Source organism: Vibrio harveyi, assembly GCF_030060435.1.
GTDB classification, from domain to species: Bacteria; Pseudomonadota; Gammaproteobacteria; order Enterobacterales; family Vibrionaceae; genus Vibrio; species Vibrio harveyi.
This window is the reverse complement of sequence record NZ_CP125875.1, coordinates 836,052-860,041: the sequence shown is the minus strand read 5'-3', so window position 1 is coordinate 860,041 and position 23,990 is coordinate 836,052. Positions and strand designations below refer to the sequence as shown.

Below are 23,990 nucleotides of genomic sequence, written 5' to 3'. Positions count from 1 at the left end.
TGTTTGTAGCTAAAAATTTAAAGCTATTCGTAGCGAAAAAAATACGAGAAGGAATATCACCATGGCAAAACTGAATGCCTACTTTGGCGAATACGGCGGTCAGTACGTTCCGCAAATTCTAGTTCCAGCCTTAGAGCAACTAGAGCAAGCGTTTATCGACGCACAAGAAGATCCAGAATTCCGCAGTGAATTCATGACGCTTCTTCAAGAGTATGCGGGGCGTCCAACAGCTCTGACTCTAACTCGTAACCTAACTAAAGGTACGAAAACCAAACTGTACCTCAAGCGTGAAGATCTACTTCATGGTGGCGCACACAAAACTAACCAAGTGTTAGGTCAAGCGCTGCTTGCGAAACGCATGGGTAAAAACGAAATCATCGCAGAAACCGGCGCAGGTCAACACGGCGTAGCAACTGCACTAGCGTGTGCGCTACTTGGTCTGAAATGTCGTGTTTATATGGGTGCAAAAGACGTTGAACGTCAAAGCCCGAACGTATTCCGTATGAAACTCATGGGTGCTGAAGTAATTCCGGTTCACTCAGGTTCAGCAACACTTAAAGACGCATGTAACGAAGCGCTACGCGACTGGTCTGCAACTTATGAAGACGCGCACTACCTACTAGGTACAGCTGCAGGTCCTCACCCATTCCCAACGATCGTTCGTGATTTCCAGAGAATGATTGGTGAAGAAACGAAGAATCAGATTTTGGCACGTGAAGGTCGTCTTCCTGACGCCGTTATCGCGTGTGTCGGTGGCGGCTCAAACGCGATTGGTATGTTTGCTGACTTTATCGAAGAAGAAAGCGTTCGCCTAATTGGTGTAGAACCTGCGGGTAAAGGCATCGATACAGACCAACATGGTGCACCACTTAAGCACGGTAAAACGGGCATCTTCTTTGGTATGAAAGCACCTTTGATGCAAGATCCAAACGGTCAGGTAGAAGAGTCTTACTCTGTTTCTGCGGGTCTAGACTTCCCATCTGTAGGTCCACAGCATGCGCATCTTAACGCTATTGGTCGTGCCGAATATGACAACGTCACCGATGATGAAGCACTAGAAGCATTTCAAGAAATTGCGCGTCATGAAGGTATTATTCCTGCTCTCGAATCTTCTCATGCACTGGCACACGCCCTGCGTATGGCTCGAGAGAACCCAGAAAAAGAGCAATTGTTAGTTGTAAACCTATCAGGTCGTGGTGATAAAGATATCTTCACTGTGCACGCCATCCTAGAAGAAAAAGGAGCGATCTAATGAGCCGTTATGCAAAGATGTTTGAGCGCCTAAACGAGAAAAACCAAGGCGCGTTTGTACCGTTCGTAACGGTTTGCGATCCAAACGCTGAACAGTCCTACCAAATCATGGAAACGCTCGTGGAGTCCGGTGCAGATGCTTTAGAGCTGGGTATCCCATTCTCTGATCCACTGGCAGATGGTCCGACAATTCAAGGGGCGAACATTCGTGCTCTAGAATCTGGTGCTACGCCTGATATCTGCTTCGAGCAAATTGGTAAGATCCGAGCGAAATACCCCGAGCTACCAATTGGTCTTCTGATGTACGCAAACCTTGTTTACTCACGTGGTATCGAGAACTTCTATGAGCGTTGTGCAAAAGCGGGCATCGATTCTGTTCTGATTGCAGACGTACCAACCAACGAAAGTGCAGAGTTTGTCGCAGCCGCTGAGAAGTTTGGTATTCACCCAATCTTTATCGCGCCACCTACAGCCAGTGACGAAACGCTTAAGCAAGTATCAGAGCTTGGCGGTGGGTATACTTATCTACTCTCTCGTGCCGGCGTTACTGGTGCAGAAACCAAAGCAAACATGCCAGTTGGTCATATGCTAGATAAGCTGAACCAATTCAATGCGCCACCAGCGTTACTCGGTTTTGGTATCTCAGAGCCAGCTCAAGTAAAAGAAGCACTAGAATCAGGTGCTGCAGGTGCTATCTCTGGTTCGGCTGTTGTGAAGATCATTGAAGCAAACGTAGAGCAACCGCAAACCATGCTCAACAAGCTTGGCGAGTTTGTTTCAGCAATGAAAGCTGCAACACAAAAATAACGTATTACTGATTTTTAGAATATGAGATCGATTCCTTATCAACCATTCGGAATCGATCTTTTTTTTAACATCCATTCTCTAAATTCTCCTCTTCCTTACCATCTATTTTATAAACATCACCCAGTAAAAATATCACTGCGATCGATAGCAATCGTTTGCCTCTGATTAAAAAACTATCATTCATCAATAAATTCCCAGTTAGTTGGTCAGTTTGTACGGAAATTGTATTGCTAATTGTGAATGATAAGTGTAAAAAGCAAGGCGATATAATTATCCAAATAACAACTTTAGATTGGTGGGTAATTTTAGGATTTTACATATTATTAGCACAGAGGTTATGGAAGTGTTAAAACAAAAGAGTTTGCTAAACAACATTGGCGTGCAAGTCGTCATTGCAATGATCGTGGGTACTGCCGTTGGTGCCTTCATGGGTCAAAGTGCGACTGTATTCGCGCCGCTTGGTGCTATCTTTATCAACCTGATCAAAATGCTTGTGATCCCTTTGGTTGCAGTAGCGCTGATCTCAGGTGCGGCTGGTCTAGGTAACAGCCAATCTGCAGGTAAAGTGGGGTTAGTAACCCTAGGTTACTTCGGTCTAACGTCAGCGCTCGCTGTTGCACTAGCGCTGTTTATGGGTGAAGTATTCCAACCGGGCATGGGTATCGACGTTTCTGGCGTTGAAGGCATGTTTTCTGCTGAGTACGCTTCAAAAGGTGAACTACCTACTTTCTGGGCTACCATCACTGGTATGATTCCAACGAACGTTTTCCAATCACTAAACGAAGCGAACATCCTTCAGATCCTTGTGTTCTGTATGTTCTTCGGTATTGCGATTTCAAAACAAGAAAAAGCACGCCGTGAACCAATCATCAATGGCGTAAACTGCATCGTTGACGCAATGGTTTGGATGATCAACAAGGTCATGATTATTGCCCCTATTGGTGTATTCGGTCTTATGGCTGAAGCTGTGGGTACGTTCGGGTTTGGCGCTCTAATGGTAGTGTTCAAGCTTTTCGTTGTTTACGTTGCAGCAATCCTTGTCTTCGGTTTCGTTGTGTACCCAGCAATGGTGCACATCTTCACTAAGACATCGGCGAAAAAGTTCGTATCTGCAATGAAGAAGCCACAAGCGGTTGCCCTGTCTACAGCTTCATCGATGGCGACACTACCAGTTACAATGGATACGTGTGAGAAAGAGCTGGGCGTTAAAAACTCAACAGCATCCTTTGTTCTTCCTCTTGGCGCAACCATCAACATGTCCGGTAACGCAATTTACTATGGTCTGGTTGCAATTTTCTTCGCGCAACTGTTCAACATCGACTTAGGCATGGGCGCGTACATCGCTATCATCGTGACTTCAACGTTAGGTGCAGTAGGTCAAGCTGGTGTTCCAGGCCCGTCATTCCTAGTCGTTGCAGTACTGCTTGCTGCAGGTATTCCAATCGAAGGTCTGCCACTATTGTTCGCTCTAGACCGTATCTTCGATATGATTCGTACCGCACTAAACATCACCGGTGACGCTGCATGTGCAGTTATCGTAGATGCTTTAGTTGAAGAAGAAGCGGCACAAGTTGAGCTTCAAAAGCAAGAAGCATAAGCCTGAACGCATTTTAAACAAGCCGCTCAAAAGAGCGGCTTTTTTTGTACTTAACATTGCAGTAAGTAACCATTTAAATAGAAACCAATGGCATATTTTTTCTCAAGTGATATAAGGGAGCCATAAACATAAAAAATCAATAAACCTAGGCTAGGTTGAACCATGAAATTTACGTCGTCTTTAGGCTCACTGTCGACGAGCTGTCTGCCTATCGAAACAAAACAGCAAGCATTGCTTGAACTCGTCATCAACGCATATCAACCGCACGAGCGCGCTGCTCTATTTCAGACTATTACTGATTATCGCAGAAACCAATTAGTCTCTATCTTCCCTGAACATCAGGACAACAGCTTTTCTGTGCTGTTCGAATTGATGGACTATCGAGATCTTGTGCAACGTTACCCAAGCACACTTTCAGCCGATATTGCTTTGCTAGAAAAGGTCGTCGGTCAATGTTACATGCATTGGCTCGAGTTTTGGTGCGCGTGCGAAATTGCCGCGATCAAAGCCAAAGCTCCATTCACAACGTCTGCCCCTACTTCGCCCTCCTTGCCATTTAAGGACAGCGCGTACTACGGCGCATTGATTGAGCGAATAGAAGATGCGCAACTTGCGGTACAAATCCCCAGCCATCCGCATGCAATGTCAATCAGTGATGCAATTACATTGAGTAATCTTGAGCTTTTTATACAAGGTGAAAAGTGGTACGAAATGTTGCCTTTACTCTTTCTATCTCAAGTCGGTAAGCACTTCATCTTACTCAAGCACCCAGATGAAGAATCATGTCCAACGCTCGTTGCTTCAGCTTTGATTCAGGATTGGCAGATACACAATACATGGCTAAGTTATGCGCCGCAGTTTAGCAATGCAAAGTGGCATTATTGCTTACCAGAGCACGCAGAAGAGACCCTAGCTCGCTTACAGCTGTTTACATCGCCAACACTGTCAAAGTGTTACTCTCTCCAAGAATTTGATAACGAATTCAAGTTACAATTGTCTGATAAAAAATCGGTATGCGAAGTATTGCGACTGACGGTAAGTGGAAATGCTCAACAAAAGCTCTACTATCTCTATCTTGCTCAAAAAGAATTAATGAGTGTTTTGCACCAAGCAGGTTACAAAGTCGGCTTCACAATCATTGAGCAACCTTTCATGCTCAACTTTTATAAAGCAATTGATAAAGAAGCGTATTTCCATTCGGGATATTGCGACCTAAACAATGACGGTAAACAGACTTACCGTGGATTTTGGAATTTTGAAATGATGGTCAAAGCCTTCAATAACATCGATTTTCGCCACTACAAACGCACCGTAAGTGCGATAAGAAAAGGCAAATCGGTCGAAAGGGACGAACATGTTTGATCTCAGCTTAGAGGCAATCGTTTACACCAAAGCCATCACGTTACTTGCGACAGTGGCAGTGGTGATGATCTGGTTAAGCTATTACTGCTATCGACTCAAACAAAAGAACGAAGTGATCTTTGGTACACACCATGCGCCCTACATTGCGTATTCAGTGTGTATCATTGCGTGGATCAGCAGTAACGCTTACTTCCATACCAATCTCTTGCCTGAGCTTGGTGCTTCGGCGGGTATCTTTATGGCGAAGTTTGCTAACTTAGCATCCTTTTTTGCTTTCGCCTTTGCTTACTATTTTTCTTGCCAGCTTGCGGCAGAGCAACGCAAAGGCAAAGTGCATTTGTGGCAGCAAGGTATCTTTGTCACCTTGACGGTGTATTCACTGTTTATCAATTTGCGTCCAGATTTGACAGTCGAACACGTCGATATTGAAGGTCCTAGCCAGTTTGTTATCGAATTTGGCTCACACACGTCCTATTTCTTTATTGGTTTGGTCAGTTTCGTTGTGCTCACTTTGGTCAACCTCGTCGCCATGCGAGCAAACAGCAGCAAACTTACGCTAGCAAAAACCAACTACATGATCGCGGGCATTTTAGTATTCATGCTCTCTACCGCGACCATTCATCTTGGTATGACCTACTTCTTGGGTGATTTCTCTCTGACATGGTTGCCACCCGCGCTGTCGATCAGTGAGATGCTCTTTGTCGGGTATGCACTGCTGACCTCGCGCTTCTACAGCGTGAAGTACCTAGCGTACATGACGTTAAGTGCCTTATTGGTATGTGCTATTTTCGTGCTTCCATTGGGGGCTATCTTTATCCCGATGACTGACAATAACCAATGGTTAATTGCCACGCCGATCTGCGCTTTAATCGGGATCACTTGGGGCTTGCTATACAAACGCGTAAGCCGTTACGCCTCTTTCCTGATTTACGGTGATAAAAAGACACCTGTCCAACAAATATTGGCGCTAGAAGAGGACTTTAAACTCTCAATTGATGATGCAATGCGCCGCTTAGGAACACTGCTGCAGATTCCTAATGACAAGCTGCGCCTGGTCACCAGTAACTACAATGAAACATTCTACGAAGATTACCTTTCATCAAACAATTCAGTGCTTGTCTTTGATGAGCTTTCTGAAGAACTTGAATACAAAGTTCCAGCTAAGCGTTCAATGAAAGCGCTTTACGATAAGATGAGTTCGAACAATACAGCATTGGTGATGCCGCTGTTTGGTCAGGGTAAATCTGTCACGCACCTATTGGTCTCGCCGCATAAAATCAACAATCAGATGTTCTCTAACGAGGAAATCTCCGCCTTGCAGACGCTGCTTACTCGAGTACAAAGCACGATCGAAGCAGATCGCCGTATTCGCCAAAGCCGAGCACTTGCCAATTCGATTGCTCACGAGATGCGCAACCCACTCGCCCAAGTGCAGTTGCAATTTGAAGCCTTAAAGCAGCACATCGAATCTCAAGCACCGACCGAACAGATCTTGGTTGATATTGAGAATGGACAAACAGCGATCCAACGCGGCCGCCAATTAATCGATATCATTTTGCGCGAGGTCAGTGATAGCTCACCTGAGCACGAGCCGATTGCCATGACCTCTATCCATAAGGCTGTAGACCAAGCCGTAAGTCGCTACGGTTTTGAAAATGAGAAGATTATTGAACGAATCCGCTTACCGCAACACGCTGACTTTGTGGCAAAACTTAATGAAACCTTATTCAACTTTGTCATTTTCAATCTCATTCGCAACGCAATTTACTATTTTGACTCTTATCCAGACAGTCAAATTGAGATCAGCACCAAAACCGGTTCTTACGAGAACGTACTGATCTTTCGAGATACAGGTCCAGGCATAGACGAAACCATTTCTCATAAAATTTTTGATGACTTTTTCTCACATCAAAAGAGTGGCGGCAGTGGCTTAGGGTTGGGCTACTGTCAACGCGTTATGCGATCGTTTGGTGGACGAATTGAATGTGTATCGAAGCGCGGTGAGTTTACCGAATTCCATCTGTATTTCCCTGTAGTGCCCAACGCACCGAAAGCAGAAACACTGCGGACTCCGTATTTCAATGACTGGAAACAAAACCAGCCACGCACTGAACAAAACGTCGTTGACAACGTATCAATAGATAAAGATGCACCAACAGTACTCATTGTTGATGACAAAGAGGTGCAACGTGCATTGGTGAAGATGTATTTAAACCAACTCGGCGTGAATAGCCTGCAAGCCAACAACGGTGAGAATGCCGTTGAAATGTTTAAAAACCACTCCGTGGATTTGGTTTTAATGGATGTGCAGATGCCTGTGATGAATGGCTTTGAAGCGAGTAAGCACATCAAAGCAATGTCCGCTTATACCCCTATCATCGCTTTATCTGGAGAGTCTGGAGAACGTGAACTGGAGATGATTAGCAAGCTCATGGATGGACGGTTAGAGAAGCCCACCACCTTGGCTGCTCTACGTCATGTTCTCAAAGAGTGGCTAGATAAGGACGCGGCTTCGCACACTTTTGAAACACAGAGCGAATAGTTGGCACCTGATATGCATTACTGAAGTACAAATCGAATTATCCATTGATTCAAGCCCTCAACAACAAGGAAGAGTCGCTTGATAAGGAGTGAACATGATGCTTCATAGACACACATATTACGGCTTGATACACCACGGCATCAAAACCTTATTGCTTGACCGTGTTGGACATTACACCGAAGAAGAGTATCACCAGTACCTGAATTTAATGACCGGCAAATCAACATGTTTCACCATGAGTCATGACGAGCTTGAAGCGACCGTCGACAACCTACTACGCGAAGGTTATCTAGAGGACGTGAAAACGCTCATTACTCGATATCAAGAGGTCGCCTAACCTACTTGTTACCTCAAATTGCCGCTTCTTGAGCGGCAATTTTATTTTCCTTTCGACCTATACCCAAGTAACCTCGAGATGCTAGGTTCAGCGAGAATGACTTGGTTTGTAGACGCGGCGGCGATTTAAAGGTTTAGTGGGCCTAAATCAAGAATCGGCAACAAAGTATACAAGCCAAGACAACTCGCCCTTTGGGAGCGTGTCATTGACCCGATTACTGCGTCAAACAACTTGGAAAGAGGTGGCTATTACACTGCGTTGTTTTCCTTGTTCTCGAATCAATGACAACGCTCTGAATCCTGCATCTTGAAGTCACTTGGGTATATAGATGTTCACTTTGCCTCAGATTTCGCTAGACTGTCCTCAACTCAACAACTAGGTAGTATTTGCCATATGAAGCAAATCCTTGATTTTATCCCTCTGATTATCTTTTTTGCCCTATACAAGATGTACGACATTTATGTGGCGACAGGCGCATTGATTGTCGCAACGGCAATCCAGTTGGTTGTAACATTTGCCTTGTACAAAAAAGTGGAAAAGATGCAACTGGTCACTTTCATTATGGTGGCGGTCTTCGGTGGTATGACCATCTTCCTGCATGACGACAACTTTATTAAATGGAAAGTAACCATCGTTTACGTCATGTTTGCCGTTGGCTTAACGGTAAGTCACGCCATGGGGAAATCCGCTATAAAAGGCATGTTAGGCAAAGAATTAACGCTACCTGACGCCGTCTGGAACAAAATAAACTGGGCTTGGGTTGGCTTTTTCTCCTTCTTCGCCGTATTCAATCTCTACATCGCGTATACCTTACCGCTTGATGTATGGGTTAACTTTAAGGTGTTTGGCTTATTGATTGCGACAGTGGTTTATATGATTGCAACAGGCTTTTATATCTACAAACATCTACCAAAAGACGACAAAGAGCAGAAAGAAAACTCATCCGATGTATCGGTTGATGATTAAAAACTCAGTTTTGCTATAATCCGCGCACATTGATTATTCGCAGCGACCCAAGGGTCGCTGTTTTGTTGTTTGCTCCATTTTTTGCATATTAGAAATATTAGGATGTCATCATGAGTGAAGAAGGTCATTCACCTAAAGGGCAATTACTGCTTCGTACTTTGGCAATGCCGGCCGACACCAATGCCAACGGCGATATCTTCGGCGGTTGGATCATGTCTCAGTTGGACTTAGCTGGCGCAATCTTGGCCAAAGAAATATCTTCAGGTCGAGTTGTTACTGTGTCAGTTTCCAGCATTACCTTTAAAAAGCCTGTTAGCGTTGGGGACGTTGTATGTTGCTACGGCGTATGCAGTAAAATTGGTCGCACTTCGATGAGCGTTGATCTAGAGGTTTGGGTAAAACCAGTCAAAGTTGATGGTGTTGAAGACCGCTTCATGGTTTGTGATGCCACCTTTAACTATGTCGCTATCGACAGTGATGGTAAGCCTCGCCCAATTCTGAAGTAACAAAGCCCCCGAAAGGGACCAAATGCTAGGAAGAAGCTCACAATTTCTTATGTTGACTTGTGAGAGGCACAAAAAAGGCGTTAAATTAAGGCTTTACCCCACCGATTAAGGAACTATGCTATGTGGTACGTCATCTTTTCTCAGGACGTCGAGAATTCATTGGAAAAGCGTCTGAGTGTTCGCCCTCAACATCTTGAGCGCTTGCAACAGCTTCATGACGAAGGTCGCTTGTTGACCGCCGGTCCAATGCCAGCTATCGATTCTGACAATCCAGGTGAAGCGGGCTTTACTGGCTCGACCGTAATCGCCGAGTTCGCATCTTTGGAAGATGCGCAAGCTTGGGCTGATGCGGATCCTTATATTGCGGCGGGTGTTTACGAAAACGTGATCGTAAAACCGTTCAAAAAAGTGTTTTAAGTTATGAAAAAATTACTGTGTCTCTTCCTCGCATTAGGTGCCTTGGCGGGTTGTTCATCGAATGATGATAAGCAGCGTCAACTTGAATTGATGGCATCTAATCGTGCAGGCGTTCTCTCTGCGGGTTTACCGCTCGAATACGGTCCACTCAAGATCCTACGCGTATCATCCAACAAAAATGTGGTTGAGATGATGATGATCTATAACGACGATGCACTCGGTGCAAAACCACTAAATCAAGTACTGAACACCAGTATCTATACTTACTGCAACACACCAACAGTGCGTGAACAGATCGATATGGGCTTGATGTACCGCATTAAAATTAGAAATTCTCGTGGTCAGTTGATGGCAGACGAGTTGGTTTCAGAACAAACCTGTACGGCGAGTCAAAAGCCACAGTAAAGGTTGGAATGGTTAGCTTAATCCAATCACAAACAAGCAAAAGCGAGGGGCTATCCCCTCGCTTTTTCGTTTCTACTCAATCTTCACGACTAAACCAGCTCCGCTCGTAGCTTTTTCGCCGCGGAGACTAGATTCGCTAACGCAGCTTCTGTTTCTGGCCAGTTACGCGTCTTTAATCCACAATCAGGATTTACCCACAGACGCTGTGCCGGAATCTTCTCTGCCGCTTTCTTGATTAGCTCTTCGATCCATTCTTCCGATGGAATGTTCGGCGAGTGAATATCGTAAACGCCCGGACCGATTTCGTTAGGGTAATTGAAGTCTTCGAACGCTTTGAGCAATTCCATGTTCGAGCGCGAAGTTTCAATGGTAATCACATCTGCATCTAACGCGGCAACAGAATCAATGATTTCATTAAACTCGCTATAACACATGTGCGTATGAATTTGCGTTTCTGGTTTAGCGCTTGCCGCCGCGATCTTGAATGCATCGACAGCCCATTGCAGATACGCTTTATGGTCACGTTTTTTCAGCGGCAAACCTTCACGGATAGCAGGTTCATCAATTTGAATGATATTGATGCCAGCCTGTTGTAAATCAGACACTTCATCGCGCAGTGCCAAAGCAAGTTGGTCAGCAATTGCTTTACGGGTGATATCTTCACGAGGGAAAGTCCAACATAGAATTGTCACTGGTCCTGTCAGCATCCCTTTCATTTGCTTATTCGTTAAAGACTGAGCATAAGTTGACCATTCAACCGTGATTGGTTTTTCACGTTCAATATCTGCGACAACAATAGCAGGCTTAACGCAACGAGAACCGTAGCTTTGAACCCAGCCAAACTTCGTCGTCTGGAACCCTGCTAAGTTTTCTGCAAAGTACTCCACCATATCGTTACGCTCTGCTTCACCGTGCACTAATACATCAAGATCGAGGGCTTCTTGACGTCTAACCGCATCTGCAATGTGCCCTTTTAGCGCTTGGTGATAGTCATCCGTCGAAAGTTGACCACTACGAAACGCACTGCGCTGAACACGAATCTCACTGGTTTGAGGGAAGGAACCAATCGTCGTCGTTGGTAGTAGAGGTAACCCTAACACTTCCGCTTGATGCGCAGCTCGCTCTGCATAGGGTGCGCTGCGCTCAGTTAAGGATGCTGAGATGCTATTCAAGCGGGCTTGCACATGTGGCTTGTTGACATGAGCAGCCGTTTTGCGATCTTTAATTGGTTGGCTATATGTATCACACGCCAATATCGCGTTGTGGTCACCATCGAGCGCACGACCAAGTAACGCAACTTCCGTGACTTTTTGTTTGGCAAACGCAAACCAACTTTTAACTTCATCACTGAGCGCTGGCTCAAGATCCAAATCCACAGGGCTGTGTAACAGTGAGCAAGAGCTGGCTACCCATAGATTGTCACCAAGTTTATCCTTAACGGGTTGCAAACGTTCACGCTGCGCACTCAAGTCAGAGCGCCATACATTACGACCATTCACCACACCCGCAGAAAGTACCCAACCTTGTGGCAGTTTTTCCACCACCTCATCAAGCTGCTCAGGCGACGCGGATAAATCGATATGAAGGCCATCAACTGGCAATTCGACAATCTTATCTAACGTGTCACTCACCGAATCAAAATAGGTAGTAAGTAGAACTTTGACATCGCTACGAATGACTTGATATGCCAATTTGAATGCGTCGCCCCACTTCTCTTCAAGCTCCAGAGAAAGAATCGGCTCATCGATTTGGACCCATTCGACGCCTTGATTTGCTAATTTGGACAGAATCGCTTGATAAGCGGTTAGCAATCTTGGCAATAAGGTGAGGCGATCAAAATCTTCTTCGATTTCTTTTCCTAAATACAGGTAGCTCAATGGTCCCAACAAAACGGGTTTCACATTATGACCCAGTTTTATGGCATCGTTCACCTCTTCGAACAATTGAGGCCAACTGACTTCAAAACAATCGTCTTTGCTGAACTCCGGCACAATGTAGTGATAGTTGGTATTAAACCACTTGGTCATATCAGACGCAGCCGCCCCAGAACAATCGCAACCCGCTTGAGATTGCCCACGCCCGACTTTGAATAGTGTGTCTAAATCCGGAAAGCCATTAGCGTGGCGCTTTGGTGTGTGCCCTAGCAACAGAGTGGTGGTCAATACATGATCATACCAAGCAAAATCGCCAGCCGTCGCGAAGCTCAATCCTGCTTCAGCTTGAGTAGCCCAGTTCTTTTCACGAAGTGTCGCCCCTACTTGTTTAAGCTCAGTTTGTTCAATTTCTCCTCGCCAGTATTTCTCCTGTGCAAACTTCAGCTCGCGCTTTTCGCCAATGCGTGGGTATCCAAGAATATGCGTTGTCGTTGTCATGTCCGTATTCCTTTTTCAGTGTCTGATGTTTGAGTCAGTACATCGAGATTAAATTTCACCAAGATGTCTGGATGGCTAAAACTATCTCTCTGAGGGGCTAATTGAACAACATCCAATTATTCAACTTGTTTATTAGGAAAATTCATAATGAGAGCGCTCACTCGTAATCTCCCAAAACAAATAGACGTCTAGACGTTTACATATCCAATTTTTATCGGTAAGTTAATAAAGCTCATGGTAGAAATACAAGGATGAATGGGATTCATGATAGAGTTGAAACACTTACGCACTCTGACCTCGTTACGAGACACAGGGTCACTCACGGCCACAGCGACAGCACTGCACCTGACGCAATCCGCTCTTTCTCACCAAATCAAAGATCTTGAATCTCGCATCGGTGCTCAGTTGTTTTTGCGTAAAACACGCCCAGTGAAGTTCACATCCGAAGGTGAAATATTACTTCGTCTTGCCGATGACGTTTTACCCAAACTCGCCCGAGCAGAGAATGAACTCGCGAGCTTGAAAGAAGATGTCAATGGACGTTTACATATGGCTATCGAGTGCCATTCTTGCTTTCAATGGCTGATGCCTGCGTTGAAGGAATACCAAGTTACCTGGCCAAGTGTCACGCTCGACTTCTCTTCCGGTTTTGGTTTTGAACCTCTCCCTGCGTTGCTTGCCGGAGAGCTTGACTTGGTGATCACATCTGACATTCAACCACGCTCAGAAGTACACTATGAGCCGCTGTTTGATTTCGAAATGCGTTTGATCACGTCCACCAGCCATCCGCTTGCCAATAAAGACATCATTGAACCAGAAGATCTTGCCGATCAAACCATGCTCTCCTACCCGGTTCAGAAACAGAGATTAGATGTCGTGAAACACTTTTTGCAGCCAGCGGGGATTGAACCTGCGAAGTGGAAGCAAGCAGATAATACTTTGATGTTAGTGCAAATGGTGTCAGCAGGATTAGGTGTTGCCGCACTGCCTAATTGGGCGATTTCAGAGTTTTCGCGCCAAGGGCTCATCACCAGTAAGCCTTTTGGTAATGGGTTATGGCGTCGTTTGTTTGCCGCAACACGAAATTCAGAAAAGGAGAAGCGCTATCTACAAGCATTCTTTGCCACGGCACGCCAACAATGCAAAAGCCACCTTGATGGCATCAAGATGGCTTAATGATTCAGATATAGAGACAAGATTAGCGTTCGTAAGATTTGAACTGATTGGTAAGTGGGTCATATTGATAGCCGAGCATATCAAGCTTGCCCACTACCGATTCAACATCCATCTCGTACATAGAAACCAGCTCTTCGAAACTGTCGCATTCTAAGCGCAGCTTTTCATTGACGATACCCAGCAAAATAATGCTGTCCCAGTTACTCACATTGCTTAAGTCCATAGCGACACTCCTCTAAGACAAGGTATTTAGCCTCAGGGTTTTGTTGAGCACATGCGTCTAGGCGCGCTCTAAACAAATAGAGGCTATAACTAAAGCGTAGACTTAATCGAATGATTTGAAAGTGAGCTCGGTCTAAATCCCGAGCTCATTTGTGAAATTGTATGGGGAAAGGATAACCCAGCAGCTTACGCGCCAAGTAGAAACAGACCTTGGAGACTTGTCATGGATGCCAAAGCAAGCAGCAGCGCTGCAGCAAGCTGAGCCTTATTCGGTGCTTTGTGCGTAAAGATGTGCCAACACCAAACCACAATCGCTATGATCAACATGGCTAGCGACGCCAAGATATGCTGTGTGACTGAGTTCAGTGTTGCTTCATCAAGTTGATATGCAGAAAACAAGGTCAGCACGACTAGCAACATACCCGATACCACACCAGCCACAGGTAAAATGCGGTGGAAAGCTTGCAAACGACTGCGCGCGATAACGAGAAGCAACTGAGCAAATACTGCCCCCAAAAAGAAAATCATGACAGCCATTGACGCAGAAGCCGCCCAATGCGCTTGCTCGAATACTTGGATACTCACATACGCAAACGCTAAGCCATTCGCTAGATGCAACGCCCATAGCGGACCTTTCTCACGTGTCTTCTTAGTTTGAACTTGAGAGTAGAAGTAGAAAATCGCGAATACGATCATGAATGCTTCAATACGAAGCGACGCTACTGCCAACCAAAGAATACCTATAGATGGCAGCATCTTGTGCAGACGACCACGTTGACCAGGACAAATATCACCTTTGATCAAAAGCAACGTCAACAGCGCTTGAGCGCCAAACAGCATTGGAGGAAAAGTTAACAGCAGTTGTTGAATCATGTTGAATACAAACTCAAAAGTCATTTTGGGGTGGCGATAATAGCAAATCGCCTATCGCCAAACCACCTAAACCCAACATGCTACTGTGCTTTATTACGGCCAAGCCACGACTAGAGCGTGGCTAGATACGTCAATACATCTTCTTGGGTCAATAAACCGCGGTATTCATTTTGCGAGTTACATAAAATCCAAGGAAATTTTTTGCCTGTTTTGACCAACTCGCGAACTTGTGAAACTGAAATACTCGCATCTATTTGCTCAAATTCCGTGTTCATAATTTGGTTTACCGGACGTTTCCAAATGCGGTTTTCTCTTTCTGACTCCAAATCAGTCCCCATTGCAGGCGTCAAATGCAAGTTCACCTGCTCTTTGGTGATCAGTCCGACACAGCGTTTTTCATTCACGACTACGAGCGGCGCATCCGGGCTCAAGTTCATAAATTCAACCGCTAACGACAATGGCTCACCCGGGTCTAAGCGACGAACGTCACGATGACTCAATGACAACAAAGGAGCGTCGTGAGTTGGCTTAACCTTGACGTCCTTAAAGCGTTTCTGATGGCATTGCGGCTTATCTAGTAACACCAATGGCACCGCCTGAGAAAACAAAAAGCCTTGCATGTAATCCACCCCCACATTCGCAAGCACTTGTAATTCCTGTTCCGATTCAACGCCTTCGGCAACGACTTTAACGCCAAGTTTGTGTGCCAGTTCCGTAATCATCTTCACGATGTTGTATTTAGTGCTTCCCTCTTCGATATCTTTGACAAACTTACGATCGATTTTAAGCAGATCAAACTGCCCCTTTTCCAGATAAGAAAACGAAGAGTACCCCGTACCAAAGTCATCAATGGCGATCTTAATACCCTGCCCTCGTAGCTCTTCAAGGGCAGTGGTGTGTTCTTGGTCTTGTTCAAAGTAAGCCGTTTCAGTGAGCTCAATAGTGATTCGACTTGGATCTACTCCACTTTCAGCAATCAAATCAAACGAGCTTTGCAATACTTGCAACGAATCCAATTTGGTATTTAATGAACGATTAATAGTTAAACCAATATCCTCACCATACACTTTTTGAATATGAGGCAATTGCTTCAGCGCCGTTCGGCATACCACATCATCCAAAGCGGCGACCAACTCCAAGTCTTCGACTACAGAAATCATTTCTTGCGTGTCATAGGTTTTGTTATGGTGGTAAAAGCGCGCCAAAGCTTCGAACTTCACCACCTTTCCGCTACGAGTTTCAATGATCGGTTGGTAATACACATCAACCAACTGACTCTCAATTTGCGTTCTTAAAAACGCCTCTAAATGATGACGCTTAACCAACTCATCGTGCAGTTCACTGTTGTAAAAATTGAAGTAGCTCTTATCCCCAGAAGATGAGGAAACCATCGCTTGAGCAGCGTGTACTAGTGCCTGTCTTGGATTATTAGTATCGTAGCCTAGGACTGACACCCCCATTTGTCCCTCTACAATCACATCATGCATACTGGTTCCTAATTCATTTCTTAGTTCAACAAAGAAGCCTCTTAGTGCAATTTGGATCAGACGTAGAGGGCTTAACCACTGACAGTGCGGAGTTTGCAAACACACCACAAACACATCTTTTGACAATTGACCGGCAATACTCGCGTGTCGGCTGCGCATCACAAAATCAGCAAGACCGAGTTGTTGTTCGAGTATGGTTTTTGGTGAGAAATTAGGACGCAGAGTCATAACGATATTAAGCTCTTTGTTACCAGTTTCTTGTACTAGCTTGGCAAGTCGAGATTCGAACTCTTCACGTGGAGGCAGGAAAGCAGACCATTGTTGGGGTTGTTCTCCGGCTTTCTTCATCCACAATAACGATGCAGAAATATCCGTCGAAAAACCAAGAAAGAGCGTTCGACCCGAAGTGAAGTTCAAACGATAAATACATAAATGATGCGCTTGATTGCTACCGTTGGCAGTGCGGCTCAATAGGTTCCCATTCCAGAAACCTTCTTGATCAATCTGTTCCCAGATATCGTCATAAAAAGCTTTGCTGTGATGGTCCGAGCTAAAAATGTAGGTTTTCAAACCAACAATATCACGATTTTCATACCCCATTTGCTGCTCAAAGGCTCGATTACAGCCAAGAATTCTTGTTTCCTGATCGGCGACTAAGATGCCAACGTTTGGCAAATCAAAAATCGTTTCGAGAATTTTTGCCAGCTCTTCACAACCTGTAATACTGAGTTGGGGGATAACCATACCTTGAACCACATGATCATTAAGACGTTCAAAACTCAAATCAACGTGAACCAGCATGGATTCGTTAGGCATTAAACAGCAAGACAAACTGCCATGCCCGCCATTAAGCTCTACTTGAGAGACTTTCTCCCTCGCAGCCCCCTGTTGACCCAGCAGCATGTGGTCAAACAAATCATCCAACCCTTTTAATGGCTCTTTTAAGCCGAATATGGACATCATCCCTCGTTGGTCACATTCAAACTCTCGAGTGTAGATATCATAGGACCACTCGATGATTTGATGCTGACCGGACGCTGGGTGCACTTCTCCTTGTGCAATAGACAATACTTCACTCATTACCTAGCCCCCTATTTTTAGCCTTTCACTCTGTCTAATGATTTCCCATCGTGTCGCCGCGTTTTGCTGTTTTTTTATGATTGCAAAGTGGTCAAAACACAATCTGGAATGTCTACGCATTCAGTCATTATTTGGAGTCAAAATGACGTATGCATTTGTATGCACTAGTTAAATTATAGGAAGAGTTTTACATAAGCACACTATTGCGTAACGATAATTTTTAATCTTAGACAAAGGCAATAACCACAAGGGCTAGAAGGAGATAACACAAGAAAAGCCACCTCTAATTGCGAGTCATTTTCATCTAGAAATAAAAGTGGCTGAACTAAGCTTGATTAAGAGAGTTGGGTATAGATACCTGATCATCAAATCGCTATAATTCGCGCTCCTTGGAACAGAGAGCAAAATATGACCAACGACATTACTCCTATTCATGAGTACAAAAAATACTGGGCTGAGTGTTTTGGTACGGCACCTTTCTTGCCGACCAGTCGCAAAGAAATGGATGCCCTAGGATGGGATAGTTGTGACATTATCATTGTCACGGGTGACGCGTATGTGGACCACCCGAGCTTTGGTATGGCAATCATCGGTCGTCTGTTGGAGGCACAAGGCTTCCGCGTCGGTATCATTGCTCAACCAGAATGGAACAACAAAGACGCTTTCATGCAGCTTGGTAAGCCAAATCTGTTCTTCGGAATCACCGCGGGTAACATGGACTCCATGATCAACCGTTACACGGCGGACAAAAAACTTCGTCATGATGATGCTTACACGCCAAACAACGAAGGCGGAAAACGCCCAGATCGTGCAACGTTGGTGTACTCGCAACGTTGTCGTGAAGCTTATAAAGGCACGCCTATCGTTCTTGGTGGTATCGAAGCTAGCTTACGTCGCGTAGCTCACTACGATTATTGGTCAGATAAAGTGCGCCGCTCTGTTCTGTTCGATGCAAAAGCTGACATCCTTCTTTTTGGTAACGCAGAACGTGCCCTAGTGGAAGTGGCTCACCGTCTTGCTGATGGCGAAGATATTTCTACCATGACCAATATTCGCGGTACGGCAGTTAACCTACCAGCTGAACCAGAAGGTTACACCGTTATCGATTCTTCTCGTATTGAGAAACCTCGTAAAGAAGCGTTCGTACCAAAGAACCCATACGAAGTGGAAACTCAGTGCGATACTAAAAAAGAAGAGCCTGTTGCACAGCCAATCACGATTCGTCCATCACGTCATGATGCAGCGAACACAGCGGTGCGCCTACCAGCCTTCGAAAAATTGCACAACGACCGCATTCTTTATGCCCATGCCAGCCGTGTTCTGCACTTAGAGACCAACCCATATTCGGGTCGTGCTCTATTGCAACGTCATGGCGACCGTGAGCTTTGGGTAAACCAAGCGCCAATTCCTTTGACGACAGAAGAAATGGATTACGTATTCGGCCTATCGTACGCGCGTGTTCCTCACCCTATGTATGGCAAAGCAAAGATCCCGGCTTACGACATGATCAAAACTTCGGTTAACATCATGCGTGGCTGTTTTGGTGGCTGTTCTTTCTGTTCAATTACCGAACACGAAGGTCGTATCATCCAAAACCGTTCGCAAGAGTCCATCATTAATGAGTTGGAAGAGATCCGCGACAAAGTTCCAGGCTTTACGGGCACAATCTCTGACTTGGGTGGCCCAACAGCAAACATGTACCGTCTTGGTTGTAGCGATCCGAAAGCAGAAGCAAACTGTCGTCGCCCTTCTTGCGTGTTCCCGGGCATCTGTAACAAGCTAAACACAGACCATAAACACACCATCGATCTTTACCGCGCCGCGCGTAAAGTAGAAGGTGTGAAGAAAGTCATGATCGCATCTGGCGTACGTTACGACCTTGCGATTGAATCACCAGAATACGTCAAAGAGCTTGTGACTCATCACGTCGGTGGTTACCTGAAAATTGCACCAGAGCACACAGAGAAAGGTCCACTGGATCTGATGATGAAGCCGGGCATGGGTACTTACGACCGCTTTAAAGAGATGTTTGAGAAGTACAGCGCGGAAGCGGGTAAAAAACAATACCTGATCCCTTACTTCATCTCGGCGCACCCAGGTACTGAAGATGAAGACATGCTGAACTTGGCACTATGGCTGAAGAAGAACAACTTCGAATGTGACCAAGTACAGAACTTCTACCCATCACCAATGTGTAACGCAACGTCGATGTACTACTCAGAGACAAACCCTCTGAAACGCGTGAAGTACAAGCAACGTGAAGATGTGCCAGTAGCGAAAGGTGAACGTCAACGTCGCCTACATAAAGCCCTACTTCGCTACCACGATCCAGCTAACTGGCCGATGATCCGTGAAGCACTGATCAGCATGGGTAAAAAGCACTTGATTGGTGACAAGCCAACCTGTCTAGTCCCTGCAGAAGACATTGATGCACTGACACCAGCGCAACGTCGTAAGTCTGGTCGCCACGGCACAAATCGTTTTGCAACCAAACACACCAAGAACCAACCAGGCTTCGGTGGTCACTTGAACAAGCGCTCTGAAGGTGGCTCACGTGATGGCAAGCCATCTGGTCACCGCAACGGTTCAGGCAAAGCACAAGGCGGCTCAAATGGACAAGGTCGTGGAAACCAAAACCGCGGTAATGGCGGCGCTAACGGTCAACGTCCAAATTCTGGCTCACGCCCTGGTAGCAACAACCAAAATCGCTCAAACGGTACGGGCTCGCAAGGTCAAGGTCGCCCTCAAGGTCAAGGCAAACCAGCAGGTCAACGCAAACCAAAACGTCGTTAATTCAATAGAACTTGAATGCTAAAAAAGGGCTCCAGAGTTAACTCTGGAGCCTTTTTTTTTGTCTGGATAATCATTGCTCTTTAGAACAAGCTCTTTCAAACCACACTTGGTCTCTTTCGATACAAAAAATGGTATACGCCAACCAACTTCTTGGAAAAACAAACAACTTTTTGGTTAAAGCAGAGTTGTAGAACACCTAACATGCTGATTTATAGTTGTTTTATTTTGGTGCGATATTTGCCTAATGGAGTAAAACTCTTAAACATAGGCTGACGATGAGTAATCCACTTCCTCCAAAAACTTCGATGTTTTGGCACGACAACAGCTATACCCACGAAGAAGCTGTTCAGGCATTTGAAAGCGATGGCACGTTGAAATCTCTGAATACCGTTCCAACCACCGCATCCGATGATATGGCTGGCTCGCCTCCAGAGCGCAGTATGTTTTGGGAGGGAGAAACCAAAAAAATCGATCCGCCACCGCCGTCTGAACCAGAACCTCTCAATTTAAAAACCGAGAAAGAACCAACGGAGGCTTTACCGGCACACTTCATCCCTGTTCGCTACGCCATCGATCAGCTAGAGACAGAAGAAACGCAACCTTTTGGTTTGCCTGACGAATGGAAAGGCCAAGGCCCAGCCAAACTCAATACCGTTGGCTATACCTTGCGTCAGCTTCGCGATGGTTGGTTGTATGTCTATGATGCAATCAACAAAAGCCTAGACGAATACGAAATCAAAGGAACGCAATTCACGCTCTACAAGCTGGGAGAGTCGGAAAGCCCAGAATCCGAACAGCGTGGGACACCAGAAGGCGCAAAACCTTTTCTTACTTACGAAGATGGGAGCGTGCTGTCGATTTGTTATTCTGAACACCGTTGGACATGGAACATGTTCATGCGCGTCCTTAACAATCCGAGTAATCATATCGATCGCATGCAGACTGTTGTTCTGTCTGCAAACGAGAATCAGCACAACATTGCATCAATAGATAAATTAACCCAAGTTGCTGATATTGAATCTTCTGCCGTTGATGATGGGCGTTTTGCAGATTCAGGCATCGTCACCAAAGCTGACGAAGATGGTTCTACCTTTAAACCTGTCGCAGCCGAGAGTGATTTGACCTCTTCGATTCCAGAAGAAGAGTCGGGCTACTTCGTCGCGATAAAAGATTACGCCGCAGACATTCAAGATATATCACTGCATTTTGTTGGTGCCGCAAGCCCATACCGCCTTTTCACTGACCAGTTTTCAAACCAGTGGAGCTTGATGCAGACCGCCATGCAGTTGTGTATGTTCGGTGCAAGCGACAATATAGACATGCCTACAGGAGTAAAGCGCAAAAACCAAGAGCTTGAATTCTATATGGACATGGCGGATTACTATGACAACTCAGCAATGGTTGACCTTACCAGTGAATCTCAAGCAGCTATCATCAAAGGAATGCCATCTTCATTTTCCCAGCAAGCTATCGATGATTACCAAAAATCCACTTCAGAAATAGCAGAGGCCATACAGAAGAAATATGGCATTTCAGCAAACCGATTTGGTAAATACGAGCAATGGATAGCGACTGAGCGTTGGCGTAAGCAGCTCAACTGGAAGCAAATGCTGAGTGAGATGCAAGAGCTGTCAGAACAAAAAGAGACCATGCTTGCCGAAGTTGTCTCAGTAAAACGAGACTTTATAGCAGTCATGGAGTCCTTAACGCCCCATCATCTCGAAAGAACCTTCGACCTATACAGTGAAGATACACAATACAGCTTGTATCAACTTCATAAACAAGCCGTTGAGTCATTTACTTTGGTGGTGCAAGAAGAAGACCGCCAATGGGCTGAAAGCCAATGGGATAAACCAACCAGTTTACTTGCACTCTACACTTCCGGGTTTAGTCGTAGTCTCTTTAAACAAGTGGAGAAGCTAATTCCTGAACAAGTTTCAAATCAGGTAGGTGAAGTAGACGTTGCCAAAAATGTTCCAGACACTGAAAGCTCAGACAAAAAGTTTATGGACTACGTTTCGGAGGCAAGTAACCGTGTGGGTATGTATGCAAAAGTAATGGACTTTATTTCTAACCCAAATACTGCCGAAACCGAATTTTTAAAAGATATAGCAAAAGGGTTCGATGAGCTAGATAGCATATTCAAAGCGACTAACAGCGCTTTATTGAAGGGGGCAATAGAGGTTGGCGTTAGCCTTACAGCCCAAGCGTCCATCATCATAATATCTCTATTGTCAAAACCGTTCACCCGAAAAAGTTTTTACATAAGAGCTGCCGTTGTAGAACGTCTGTCGATGGATACTCCAATCAACGTCAACAAAGGCTACGCACAAAATTTTGGTTCTTGGAAATCTAATCATGATAAAAAACTCATCGCATCGAATCAAAACAAGGAAGTGTTAGCAGCCTTCAACAAGGGCGATAAAACTATATCAAACAAGCAGTATAAGAATGCTCTCCAGCAACAGCGGCACCTTCAAAAAAGCTTGGCCGTTGCGACGTTGGAATACCCACATTACATAGAACTTCCAGATGACGTACTTGAGGCAACAATTCAAATGCGTAAAGACATATGGGATAACAGGTTAAGTAATCTTAATAAACGGTTTGAAGATGTGGGTGGCCTAGGTTTCCTAGCTCTAATTTTCAACTGTCTCGCACTTGCTGATGCGATGAGCAGTATTCAAGAGACTGGGCTCATGTCTCACGATGATTTCTTGGACATTCAACAAAAGCTGTTTTATGCAGCCGGTGCTTGGACAGGTATTCGTACAGGTAAGTTTTGGGATACAGTTCAAGGGGATCATAGGTTGCGATCTCATTCCTTCAAAACACTTAAAGTACTAGCAGCAGATCAAGTTGATGGTTTTGATAACTTAGCTCTTGATAGCTTAAAAGCATTTAATAAGTGGCTTGCTGTTACTGGTGCTTTAGGTGCTTTCGCTTCCGGAGTAGAGGCCATTCGCTCCTATGAAAGGGAAAATGAAGTATATGGTATAGAGCAGACCCTTCAGAAAATAAACACATACACTTTGACCGCTACCAGTGCCATTGGTTTGATACAAATGGGTGGTGTTACAGGTTGGCTACCTGTAAATATAACATTTGGTGGCCCACTAACTGCAGCTTTAGTCATCATCACGGCGCTTTATCTATTTGTATATTTAACACTCAGTGATTTAAAGCAAGACGATTATCAGAAATGGTTGGACAAATTGCCATGGGGATATCATCCAAGTAAATCACAATGGAGCAAAGCTCCAAGCATGCTCGAAAGAGAAGCACAAAACAGTGCTTTGGTAAAAGAAGCTCTGTTTAACTTACAATCAATTATTCAGCAACCTATCATATTCCACAAACCTATAGAAAATATTACTGCATATCCTCAATATACTCATCGTGAATCAGTTGGGCTAGAAATACGCATTGAGGTACCAAGTGCAGTCGCGCATGATGGTATTGAACTAATTACCAGTACAACATCAACAGAAGATGAACTAGTATCAGGCTCTTGGTACAACAACGTCGATTTAGAGACGCTACAACCAATTACTGACGCTACGAAAGAAAACTCAATATACATAGTGAAGCTGCCCATCGATGAGTCAACTCAATATATCGCCCTTAAGGTGTCATACGAGTATGAAAGCGATGTAGAACATCGTCACGTGTACTGGTTCCAGAATAGTGTAAAACAAAGTGCAAGTTACACTGCAATTTCAGACAATATGAAACAAACAACGATTAAAAAGTCATTAACGCCTGCCGTAGGCACAATAGCTTTACAGGAGTAACAC

General features: G+C 45.0%; 17 protein-coding genes. 13 read left to right on the top strand and 4 right to left on the bottom strand.

Translation table 11 applies throughout. The features are described 5' to 3' along the window. The first annotated feature begins 61 nt into the window (after nt 1–61). From trpB to QMY49_RS03930, 10 genes are all read left to right on the top strand, one after another. Nucleotides 62–1,252, top strand: coding sequence for a tryptophan synthase subunit beta (trpB, locus tag QMY49_RS03975; RefSeq protein ID WP_005445041.1), 1,191 nt, complete (start codon nt 62–64; stop codon nt 1,250–1,252). Beyond that, nucleotides 1,252–2,058 carry a tryptophan synthase subunit alpha gene (gene trpA, locus QMY49_RS03970; RefSeq protein WP_009698413.1) on the top strand — a complete coding sequence of 269 codons (807 nt, stop codon included), beginning with the start codon at nt 1,252–1,254 and terminating at the stop codon, nt 2,056–2,058. Before trpB ends, trpA begins: the two co-directional genes overlap by 1 nt. Before the next feature lie 337 nt (nt 2,059–2,395). Continuing rightward, entirely contained in the window at nt 2,396–3,655 is a 1,260-nt protein-coding gene (locus QMY49_RS03965; protein ID WP_005445037.1) for a dicarboxylate/amino acid:cation symporter, read from the top strand. Between the two features lie 162 nt (nt 3,656–3,817). Next, nucleotides 3,818–5,017 carry an acyl-homoserine-lactone synthase gene (locus QMY49_RS03960; RefSeq protein ID WP_017189433.1) on the top strand — a complete coding sequence of 400 codons (1,200 nt, stop codon included), beginning with the start codon at nt 3,818–3,820 and terminating at the stop codon, nt 5,015–5,017. Further along, nucleotides 5,010–7,559, top strand: a complete 2,550-nt coding sequence (luxN, locus tag QMY49_RS03955) for a quorum-sensing autoinducer 1 sensor kinase/phosphatase LuxN (RefSeq protein WP_009698416.1) — start codon at nt 5,010–5,012, stop codon at nt 7,557–7,559. Before QMY49_RS03960 ends, luxN begins: the two co-directional genes overlap by 8 nt. Nucleotides 7,560–7,653: 94 nt before the next feature. Beyond that, the gene (locus QMY49_RS03950) at nt 7,654–7,896 is read left to right on the top strand and encodes a hypothetical protein (protein WP_009698417.1); all 243 of its coding nucleotides are present in this window, start codon (nt 7,654–7,656) and stop codon (nt 7,894–7,896) included. A 393-nt stretch (nt 7,897–8,289) separates the two neighbouring features. Next, nucleotides 8,290–8,862 carry a septation protein A gene (locus QMY49_RS03945; protein WP_005445030.1) on the top strand — a complete coding sequence of 191 codons (573 nt, stop codon included), beginning with the start codon at nt 8,290–8,292 and terminating at the stop codon, nt 8,860–8,862. A gap of 110 nt (nt 8,863–8,972) precedes the next feature. Beyond that, nucleotides 8,973–9,368 (top strand): acyl-CoA thioester hydrolase YciA, encoded by a 396-nt coding sequence (yciA, locus tag QMY49_RS03940; RefSeq protein WP_005445028.1) that lies wholly within the window; start codon nt 8,973–8,975, stop codon nt 9,366–9,368. A 120-nt stretch (nt 9,369–9,488) separates the two neighbouring features. Then, a complete protein-coding gene (locus QMY49_RS03935; RefSeq protein ID WP_005445027.1) occupies nt 9,489–9,785 on the top strand; it encodes a YciI family protein in 297 nt (98 codons plus the stop codon). 3 nt (nt 9,786–9,788) lie between these two features. Beyond that, nucleotides 9,789–10,190 (top strand): GspS/AspS pilotin family protein, encoded by a 402-nt coding sequence (locus QMY49_RS03930; protein WP_005445026.1) that lies wholly within the window; start codon nt 9,789–9,791, stop codon nt 10,188–10,190. Between the two features lie 89 nt (nt 10,191–10,279). Here QMY49_RS03930 and metE read toward each other — a convergent pair whose 3' ends face one another. Continuing rightward, a complete protein-coding gene (gene metE, locus QMY49_RS03925; protein ID WP_283312887.1) occupies nt 10,280–12,562 on the bottom strand; it encodes a 5-methyltetrahydropteroyltriglutamate--homocysteine S-methyltransferase in 2,283 nt (760 codons plus the stop codon). A gap of 264 nt (nt 12,563–12,826) precedes the next feature. Here metE and metR point away from each other — a divergent pair, with 264 nt between their 5' ends. Continuing rightward, nucleotides 12,827–13,738 carry an HTH-type transcriptional regulator MetR gene (gene metR / locus QMY49_RS03920; protein ID WP_283312886.1) on the top strand — a complete coding sequence of 304 codons (912 nt, stop codon included), beginning with the start codon at nt 12,827–12,829 and terminating at the stop codon, nt 13,736–13,738. Between the two features lie 22 nt (nt 13,739–13,760). On the opposite strand, the gene QMY49_RS03915 is transcribed toward metR, so the two are convergent. The 3 genes from QMY49_RS03915 to QMY49_RS03905 form a co-directional block, all read right to left on the bottom strand. Beyond that, a complete protein-coding gene (locus tag QMY49_RS03915) occupies nt 13,761–13,961 on the bottom strand; it encodes a DUF4250 domain-containing protein (RefSeq protein WP_005445023.1) in 201 nt (66 codons plus the stop codon). A gap of 185 nt (nt 13,962–14,146) precedes the next feature. Continuing rightward, nucleotides 14,147–14,857 (bottom strand): hypothetical protein, encoded by a 711-nt coding sequence (locus QMY49_RS03910; RefSeq protein ID WP_017189428.1) that lies wholly within the window; start codon nt 14,855–14,857, stop codon nt 14,147–14,149. Between the two features lie 86 nt (nt 14,858–14,943). Next, complete coding sequence (locus tag QMY49_RS03905) at nt 14,944–17,400, bottom strand: EAL domain-containing protein (protein ID WP_050940848.1); 2,457 nt, start codon at nt 17,398–17,400, stop codon at nt 14,944–14,946. A 408-nt stretch (nt 17,401–17,808) separates the two neighbouring features. Here QMY49_RS03905 and QMY49_RS03900 point away from each other — a divergent pair, with 408 nt between their 5' ends. Further along, complete coding sequence (locus QMY49_RS03900) at nt 17,809–20,193, top strand: YgiQ family radical SAM protein (protein ID WP_283312879.1); 2,385 nt, start codon at nt 17,809–17,811, stop codon at nt 20,191–20,193. A gap of 275 nt (nt 20,194–20,468) precedes the next feature. Beyond that, on the top strand, nt 20,469–23,987 hold the full coding sequence (locus QMY49_RS03895; RefSeq protein WP_283312877.1) for a T6SS effector BTH_I2691 family protein: 3,519 nt from the start codon (nt 20,469–20,471) through the stop codon (nt 23,985–23,987). The last annotated feature ends 3 nt before the right edge of the window (nt 23,988–23,990 follow it).

Coding starts and splice junctions, on each gene's coding strand:
- trpA (WP_009698413.1), top strand. CDS start 1,252: ATGAGCCGTTATGCAAAGATGTTTGAGCGCCTAAACGAGAAAAACCAA.
- QMY49_RS03950 (WP_009698417.1), top strand. CDS start 7,654: ATGATGCTTCATAGACACACATATTACGGCTTGATACACCACGGCATC.
- QMY49_RS03915 (WP_005445023.1), bottom strand. CDS start 13,961: ATGGACTTAAGCAATGTGAGTAACTGGGACAGCATTATTTTGCTGGGT.
- QMY49_RS03960 (WP_017189433.1), top strand. CDS start 3,818: ATGAAATTTACGTCGTCTTTAGGCTCACTGTCGACGAGCTGTCTGCCT.
- QMY49_RS03900 (WP_283312879.1), top strand. CDS start 17,809: ATGACCAACGACATTACTCCTATTCATGAGTACAAAAAATACTGGGCT.
- QMY49_RS03910 (WP_017189428.1), bottom strand. CDS start 14,857: ATGACTTTTGAGTTTGTATTCAACATGATTCAACAACTGCTGTTAACT.
- QMY49_RS03935 (WP_005445027.1), top strand. CDS start 9,489: ATGTGGTACGTCATCTTTTCTCAGGACGTCGAGAATTCATTGGAAAAG.
- QMY49_RS03895 (WP_283312877.1), top strand. CDS start 20,469: ATGAGTAATCCACTTCCTCCAAAAACTTCGATGTTTTGGCACGACAAC.
- QMY49_RS03930 (WP_005445026.1), top strand. CDS start 9,789: ATGAAAAAATTACTGTGTCTCTTCCTCGCATTAGGTGCCTTGGCGGGT.
- trpB (WP_005445041.1), top strand. CDS start 62: ATGGCAAAACTGAATGCCTACTTTGGCGAATACGGCGGTCAGTACGTT.
- QMY49_RS03965 (WP_005445037.1), top strand. CDS start 2,396: ATGGAAGTGTTAAAACAAAAGAGTTTGCTAAACAACATTGGCGTGCAA.
- metE (WP_283312887.1), bottom strand. CDS start 12,562: ATGACAACGACAACGCATATTCTTGGATACCCACGCATTGGCGAAAAG.
- yciA (WP_005445028.1), top strand. CDS start 8,973: ATGAGTGAAGAAGGTCATTCACCTAAAGGGCAATTACTGCTTCGTACT.
- metR (WP_283312886.1), top strand. CDS start 12,827: ATGATAGAGTTGAAACACTTACGCACTCTGACCTCGTTACGAGACACA.
- QMY49_RS03945 (WP_005445030.1), top strand. CDS start 8,290: ATGAAGCAAATCCTTGATTTTATCCCTCTGATTATCTTTTTTGCCCTA.
- luxN (WP_009698416.1), top strand. CDS start 5,010: ATGTTTGATCTCAGCTTAGAGGCAATCGTTTACACCAAAGCCATCACG.
- QMY49_RS03905 (WP_050940848.1), bottom strand. CDS start 17,400: ATGAGTGAAGTATTGTCTATTGCACAAGGAGAAGTGCACCCAGCGTCC.